The organism is Vibrio sp. 10N.222.49.C9 (assembly GCF_041474985.1).
Taxonomy (GTDB): Bacteria; Pseudomonadota; Gammaproteobacteria; order Enterobacterales; family Vibrionaceae; genus Vibrio; species Vibrio crassostreae_C.
Genome location: NZ_JBFRVD010000461.1, coordinates 1 through 539, shown reverse-complemented (window position 1 = coordinate 539; position 539 = coordinate 1). Strand labels below are relative to the sequence as shown.

At 47.1% G+C, this 539-nt stretch carries 1 protein-coding gene; it reads left to right on the top strand.

The genetic code is table 11. From position 1 onward, the window contains the following. Positions 1 to 539, top strand: a 539-nt coding sequence (locus tag AB4585_RS23990; RefSeq protein WP_372171257.1) for a BCCT family transporter, incomplete at both ends; no start/stop codon positions are given.

The window sequence follows — 539 nt, the reverse complement described above, 5'->3', positions numbered from 1 at the left end:
ACTATGTACCACTGGGGTCTTCACCCTTGGGCTATTTATGGTGTTGTCGCGCTTTCTTTAGCATTCTTTGCGTACAACAAGGGCCTGCCGCTTTCTATCCGTTCAATCTTTTACCCGATCTTAGGCGATCGCGCTTGGGGTTGGCCGGGTCATATTGTTGATATTCTTGCGGTACTCGCGACACTATTTGGCCTTGCAACATCGCTCGGTCTTGGTGCTCAGCAAGCGGCAAGTGGTATTCAACATGTGTTTGGTGTTGAAGCTGGCTTTGGTATGCAGGTAGCGGTTATCAGTTTTGTTACCTTACTTGCTATTGTGTCGGTAATGCGCGGTATGCATGGTGGTGTGAAACTGGTTTCTAACATCAACATGATCATTGCGTTTGTATTGCTCGTGTTTGTATTGATCATTGGCTACCACGTTACCTTCGCTAGCATCTCTACAACGCTAGTGTCTTACGTTGAGAACATCATTCCACTAAGTAACCCGCACGGTCGTGATGACGAAGCTTGGTTCCAAGGTTGGACTGTATTCTACTG